The organism is Stenotrophomonas sp. 2619 (genome assembly GCF_040548725.1).
Lineage (GTDB): Bacteria > Pseudomonadota > Gammaproteobacteria > Xanthomonadales > Xanthomonadaceae > Stenotrophomonas > Stenotrophomonas maltophilia_AP.
On sequence record NZ_JBEPSF010000033.1, the window covers coordinates 1 to 6429 of the forward strand.

A 6429-nucleotide genomic window follows, 5' to 3' on the forward strand; every position below is an offset into this window, starting at 1 on the left:
AGCCTTGCGGTGGTTGGCTTGCGCCTACTTGTCCACACCAAACCCCCACGCCTCTCCACGTCGGGTGTGGAGAACCGTACAGGACGCTTCCTGGATTCCGAGGAGCCGGCCAGCGGCCGGCACTACCTGCCTGGGAGCCGGCCAGCGGCTGGCACTACCTGCTTGGGAGCCGGCCAGCGGCCGGCACTACCTGCTTGGCTCTCTGCATGGCCACCGGCCAATTGTCTGGGGCGGGTGCGGGTGGGTTGGCGGGACCCTCCACCGCATGGATGCGGTGGAGGAGCCTGCACGGACGTACTGGCGGCGTGTCCCGCCAACCCACCCGCACCTGCCCCGCGCAGGCGCCAGCACACCGTGATCGCTTGTGCCTTGTCGCTTGGGAAGTGCATCGCCAAAAAAAAGACGGAGGCACTGCCTCCGTCTTTTCGCCCGCATCCGCTGCAACCGCGCCGCTTACAGCGCCGTGCCACCGAACTTGTGCGTGTACTGCAGGTTGAGCGTACGGCCCACCGTATCGAACCACGACACGTCGTAGTACGGGTAGGACGTATAGGTTGCGTCCTTCGGCGGCATCTTGTTGCCCACGTTCACCACCGACAGCGACACCCGCGAATGGTCGTCCACGCGGTACTGCACCGACACGTTGTAGCGGTACGTCGCCCCGATCCACGGACTGTCGCCGCTCTCCGGATCGAAGCTCTGGTCATAGCTGTCGTAGGTCGGCAGCTTGCCCAGCCGCGACCCGTACAGCGTCGCCGACCACGCATCGTTCTCCCAGGTGATGCTGGCGCTGGTCTTGGTGCGCGGAATGTCGAACCCGCTGTTCACCGCGAACTTGTCCTCCACCACATCGCCGTCGAACTGCTGGAAATCGTGCGTCTTCACCCAGGTGTGGTTGCCGCTCAGGATGAAATCGCCGATGCCCGTGGTCAGCCGGTAACGCAGGCCCACGTCGATGCCCTGCGTGGTCTCGCGCGCGATGTTGACCGGGTTGACGTGCACCCCGTACAGGCGGCCGTCGCTGGTGCGGGTGACGCGGCTGATCGCATCGACACAGGTCGGCGAGTTCGCATCGGCAGCGCCCAGGCGGCAGGCGGCTTCATCACGCAGGATGGTGCCCACGTCCATGTCCTTCACCTGGTCGCGCATGTCGATGTCGAACCAGTCCACCGACAGGTCCAGGCCCACCGCCGGCGACCACACGAACCCGGCGCTCCACGACGTGCTGGTTTCCGGATCCAGCTGGCGGTTGCCTTCGCGCGTGCGGATCAGGTTTTCTTCGTAGTCCGAGCAGTCATCCGCGCCGTCCAGCTGGCAGGCGTAGTAGTCGTTGTTGCTGGTTTCATCGTTGCCCGGGCCGGCGTACACGTAGTGCAGGTCCGGCGCGCGGAACGCGGTGCCGTACGAGCCGCGCACCAGCAGGCTGTCGATCGGGCGCCACTCGATGCCGCCGCTCCAGGTTGCCTTGCCGATGCTGTTGCCCGAGTAGCGGTACTGGTCGTAGCGGCCGGCCACGCTCACGTTGAGCGTGTCGTGCAGCGGCAGGCGCAGCTCGGCGGCCGTCGCCCAGCGGTTGCGGCTGCCGTGGCCGTCCGAGTCCTTCCAGCTGTAGTAGTAGTACTCAGTCGCCAGCGGATCGGGGTTGAGCGCGTAGGACTGGTTGCCGAACTCGGCGGTGGCGGCGAACCCGGCCTTGCCGCCCGGCAGTTCGAACAGCTCGCCGTTGGTCAGGGTCAGCGCGGCCGTATCGGTGCGCGACTTCGGCGTATAGGTCGTCTTCGCGGCGATCGAATCGTACTCGGCGCGGCTCAGCGGCCGGTACAGGCGCGCCGGATCGGCGTTGAACACCGGGAACACGTTGTCGTCGTCATCGGTGTACTCGCCCAGCTGCTCACCCAGGAACAGCGCGTTGGCCTTGGACGCGATGATCTGCGGCCAGCGGATCGACGACTGGTACTGCGAATGGCTCAGCGACGCTTCGTAGTCCCAGTTCGGGCCCAGGCTGCCCTTGAAGCCGGTGGTCACGCTGAAGGTCTTCTGGGTGCTGCGGATCATCCCGTTGCGCAGCCCGCCCATTTCCTCGGGCGAGAACTGGCGCTGCCAGAACTCCACCTGGTCGGTGGCCTGGTTGTAGAAGTAGCCGTCCTCGTTGCCGTCGGCGGCCATCCGGCCCCACTGGGTCACGTCGCGCATCAGGGCGATGTCGTGGTAGCCCATCTGCACGTCGGCAAACCAGGTGGTGCCATTGTCGAAGGCATAGTTGAGCGAGGCGTAGCCGTTCACGCCGCGCCGCTTGCTCAGGATCGTGCCGTAGCCGATGGAGCGGTCGCTGCCGCAGTAGAAGCCGTAGCGCGGGCGCTCGGCATACTGGGTGCTGCCGCGGTTCTGGCCGGCCAGCGCATCGCAGGTGGCCTGGCCCGGGTCCAGGTAATCGTCGTTGTAGTCGGTGCGCAGGTAGGCACGGCGCGCGGCGCGGGCACTCTCGGTGGGCGCGTCCAGGGTGGAATCCTGCTGGCTGCGCTCATAGGCCCACAGTGGCGTCTGCGACTGCAGTTCCAGGCTGTACACCGCACTGAAACGGCCGGCATCGAAGCCGCTGGCCAGGCTGATGTCGAACGAATCGGCGCCGCCTTCGGTGGCCGTGCCCATGCGCACGTCCACCGTGGTGCCATCCACGTGCTTCTTGAGGATGAAGTTGACCACGCCGGCAATCGCGTCCGAACCGTAGATCGCCGAGGCGCTGCCGGTCAGTACTTCGATCCGCTCGATCATCCCGATCGGGATGTTGGACACGTCGGTGAAGTTGCTGCGGCCCTGGAACGGCATCGGGAAGTCGGCGATGCGACGGCCATTGACCAGCACCAGGGTGTGGTTCGGGCCCAGCCCGCGCAGGTCGACCTGCTGCGCGCCGGGCGAGAAGTCCGCGCCGCTGGAAGACTGCTGGCTCTGGGTTTCACCGCCGTTCTGGGACATCGACCGCAGCACGTCCGGCACGCTGGTGAAGCCGCTGGCCTGGATCTGCTCGGCAGTGATCACCGTGACCGGGGCGGGCCCCTCGACCTGGGCGCGCGGAATGCGCGAACCGGTGACCTGCACCGTGTCCAGTTGCTGCACCCCGGACGCGGCCGGCGCCTGGGCGCCTGCGGTTGCGGCCACACCCATCAACGCCAGCTGGATCGACCACGCCATCGCCTGTTTACGCATGAGAATTCTCGAGAAGAAAGTGTCGGCCTCGAGGGAGGCCTGTCCCCCATTCACATTTCGCGAATGGACGGCGCGCATTTAACGCCTTTTTTACGGGCTTGACCACTACCGATTTCTCTGGCAAAGAGTGAAAGCGCTTACACCCGGTTTTTGTTCAGGGAGATCAACGTGCACAAGGCTTTTCGCCCGTTCGCGCCGATGCTTGGGCTGCTGCTCTGCCTGGCCCTGCCCAGCCACGCGCAGTCCGTCCTGGACCCCGGCTTCCGCTATTACGAGGTGGGCGATCTCGATGCCGCCCCGGCCCGCCACACCGAACCGGCGATGATGCTGATGGGCGGCGGCGAGTGGGTTCCCGAGGCCTTCCAGTGGTGGCTGCAACGCGCCGGGCACGGGCGCGTGGTGATCCTGCGCGCCTCCGGCGCCGACGAGCTGCAGCAGCGCCTGTACCGCGATATCGGCGGTGCCGCCTCGGTGCAGACCCTGGTCTTCGACAGCCGCCGGGGCGCCGACGACCCGGCCGTGCTGCGGGTGGTGGCGGCGGCCGATGCGATCTTCATCGCCGGCGGTGACCAGTCCCGCTACATCCGCTTCTGGAAGGGCACCGCGCTCAACGAAGCGCTCAACGCGCACGTCCGTGCCGGTCGGCCGATCGCCGGCACCAGTGCCGGCCTGGCCATCCTGGGCGGCTACAGCTACGGCGCCCTGGATGGCGGCAGCATCACCTCGGCCACTGCGCTGCGCGATCCGATGGGGGGCGAAGTCACCCTGGACAGCGACTTCCTGACCATGCCGTACCTGTCCAACGTGGTCACCGACACCCATTTCGGCAAGCGCGACCGCCTCGGCCGGTTGATCGTGTTCGTGGCCCGGGCGGCGCAGCAGGCCGGGCGCGAGGACATGGTGGGCATCGGCGTGGACGAGGACACTGCCCTGTGCGTGGAAGCCGATGGGCGCGGCCGGGTGCTCAGCAGGAACGGCGGCTACGCCTGGCTGGTGATGCCGCGTCACACGGCCGACCGCCTGCGCGATGGCGAGCCGCTGGACTTCCACGCCATCCCGGTCACCGGCGTGGGCAGTGGCAGCCTGCTGCACCTGGACGGGTTCCGCGTGGACGATGCGGCCTTCCAGGTCACCGCCGATATCCGCGACGGCGGCCTGGAGCTGCGGTAGCCCGCGACCGCCGGGCGTGGGCCTACCCGCACCGCGCATCTGCGGCCATGATGGGCCTCCCAACCTGCCGGTGCCGCCCATGTCCCGTTCAATCGCGTTGCTGCTGTCGCTATGCCTGACGATGCCGCTGGTGGCCACTGCCGCCGCGCCGGTGCTGGTCATCCATGGTGGCGCCGGTGTGGAGCGCAAGGACCTGACGCCGGCCGAAGAGAAGGCCGCGCGTGCCGCATTGCGCCAGGCGCTGCTCAGCGGCCACCAGGCGCTGGCGGCCGGCAAACCCGCACTGGAGGCAGTGACCGCTGCGATCACCGTGCTCGAAGACGATCCCACCTTCAACGCCGGCAAGGGCGCGGTATTCACCCATGACGGCCGCAACGAGCTGGACGCATCGCTGATGGACGGCGCCACCCTGAAAGCCGGGGCGGTGGCCGGCGTGCAGCGGGTGCGCAACCCGATCCTGCTGGCCGAAGCGGTGATGCAGCACTCCGCGCACGTGATGATGGTGGGGCAGGGGGCGGAAACCTTCGCCGCCAGCCAGGGCATCGCGCTGGTCGATCCGGCCTATTTCCGCACTGAAAAGCGCTGGCAACAGCTGCAGAAGGCGCTCCGGGAAGAGGCCAGCGGACAGGCGCACGCAGACCTGGAAACCGCACGCCACTTCGGCACGGTCGGCGCGGTGGCACTGGATGCGCAGGGCCATCTTGCCGCGGGCACCTCGACCGGCGGCATGACCAACAAGCGCTACGGTCGCGTGGGCGATTCGCCGATCATCGGCGCGGGCACCTACGCCAACGCCACCTGTGCGGTGTCGGGCACCGGCTGGGGCGAGTACTACATCCGCACGGCGGCCGCGCACGACATCTGCGCACGCATGCAGTACCTCAAGCAGGGGCCGGTGGAAGCGGGGCGCGCGGTGATCAACGATCGCATTCCCGCGCTCGGTGGCGACGGCGGTGCGATCGTGCTCGCCGCAGACGGTCGCGTGGCCGCGCCGTTCAACACGCAGGGCATGTATCGGGGCTGGATCGGCGCCGACGGCGTGCCGCACGTGGCCATCTTTGCCGACGAAACGCTGCCGCTGCCCGGGCAATAGCCTGCTACGTCAGGGCTTTTCGCACTTCGTGTGAAAAAGTTGAAAAAGAGTGTTGACAGAACCCCCGTTAATCTCCAAAATTCACGGCTCTTCCACCCCACACCGAAAACGCTTCGGCGCCACGGGACAGGGTGGTAAGGAGGGATACCCAAGCGGCCAACGGGGGCAGACTGTAAATCTGCTGGCTTACGCCTTCGGTGGTTCGAATCCACCTCCCTCCACCAGTTTCATGTTGTGGCAAAGGCTTCCGATGCGGGAGTAGTTCAATGGTAGAACCTCAGCCTTCCAAGCTGATGGTGCGGGTTCGATCCCCGTCTCCCGCTCCATTGAATGAGTTTGAATCTAATCAAATTCGTGCCATAATACAAAACTCGCTCACGTAGCTCAGTCGGTAGAGCACCTCCTTGGTAAGGAGGAGGTCGAAGGTTCGATTCCTTTCGTGAGCACCATCTAAGTGCCACCATTCAGACGATTTCGAGATAAGCAGCCATGGCCAAGGGTAAGTTCGAGCGCACCAAGCCGCACGTCAACGTCGGCACCATCGGTCACGTCGACCACGGCAAGACCACGCTGACCGCCGCACTGACCAAGATCGGTGCCGAGCGCTTCGGTGGCGAGTTCAAGGATTACTCCTCGATCGACGCCGCGCCGGAAGAGAAGGCCCGTGGCATCACGATCTCGACCGCGCACGTCGAATACGAATCCACCGAGCGTCATTACGCCCACGTGGATTGCCCGGGCCATGCTGACTACGTCAAGAACATGATCACCGGTGCCGCCCAGATGGACGGCGCGATCCTGGTCTGCTCGGCTGCTGACGGCCCGATGCCGCAGACCCGCGAGCACATCCTGCTGTCGCGCCAGGTTGGCGTGCCGTACATCGTCGTGTTCCTGAACAAGGCCGACATGGTGGACGACGCCGAGCTGCTGGAACTGGTCGAAATGGAAGTCCGCGAGCTGCT

The 6429-nt window shown here is 66.3% G+C and carries 4 protein-coding genes and 3 tRNA genes; 6 read left to right on the top strand and 1 reads right to left on the bottom strand.

Annotation, left to right across the window (positions count from 1 at the left end):
- Positions 1-453: 453 nt before the first annotated feature.
- Positions 454-3204: a TonB-dependent receptor plug domain-containing protein gene (locus ABIA71_RS20755; protein WP_354287827.1), complete on the bottom strand. Its 2751-nt coding sequence runs from the start codon at positions 3202-3204 to the stop codon at positions 454-456.
- Between the two features lie 198 nt (positions 3205-3402).
- On the opposite strand from ABIA71_RS20755, the gene ABIA71_RS20760 reads away from it, so the two are divergent.
- The 6 genes from ABIA71_RS20760 to ABIA71_RS20785 form a co-directional block, all read left to right on the top strand.
- On the top strand, positions 3403-4374 hold the full coding sequence (locus tag ABIA71_RS20760) for a cyanophycinase (protein WP_354287833.1): 972 nt from the start codon (positions 3403-3405) through the stop codon (positions 4372-4374).
- A 79-nt stretch (positions 4375-4453) separates the two neighbouring features.
- Positions 4454-5467, top strand: coding sequence for an isoaspartyl peptidase/L-asparaginase family protein (locus tag ABIA71_RS20765; RefSeq protein WP_354287829.1), 1014 nt, complete (start codon positions 4454-4456; stop codon positions 5465-5467).
- Positions 5468-5605: 138 nt separating this feature from the next.
- Positions 5606-5691 (top strand) — tRNA-Tyr (locus ABIA71_RS20770).
- A gap of 28 nt (positions 5692-5719) precedes the next feature.
- Positions 5720-5793: transfer RNA gene (locus ABIA71_RS20775), tRNA-Gly, on the top strand.
- 47 nt (positions 5794-5840) lie between these two features.
- Positions 5841-5916: transfer RNA gene (locus tag ABIA71_RS20780), tRNA-Thr, on the top strand.
- A gap of 40 nt (positions 5917-5956) precedes the next feature.
- A partial coding sequence (locus ABIA71_RS20785; protein WP_354287831.1) for a GTP-binding protein occupies positions 5957-6429 on the top strand: 473 nt, incomplete at its 3' end.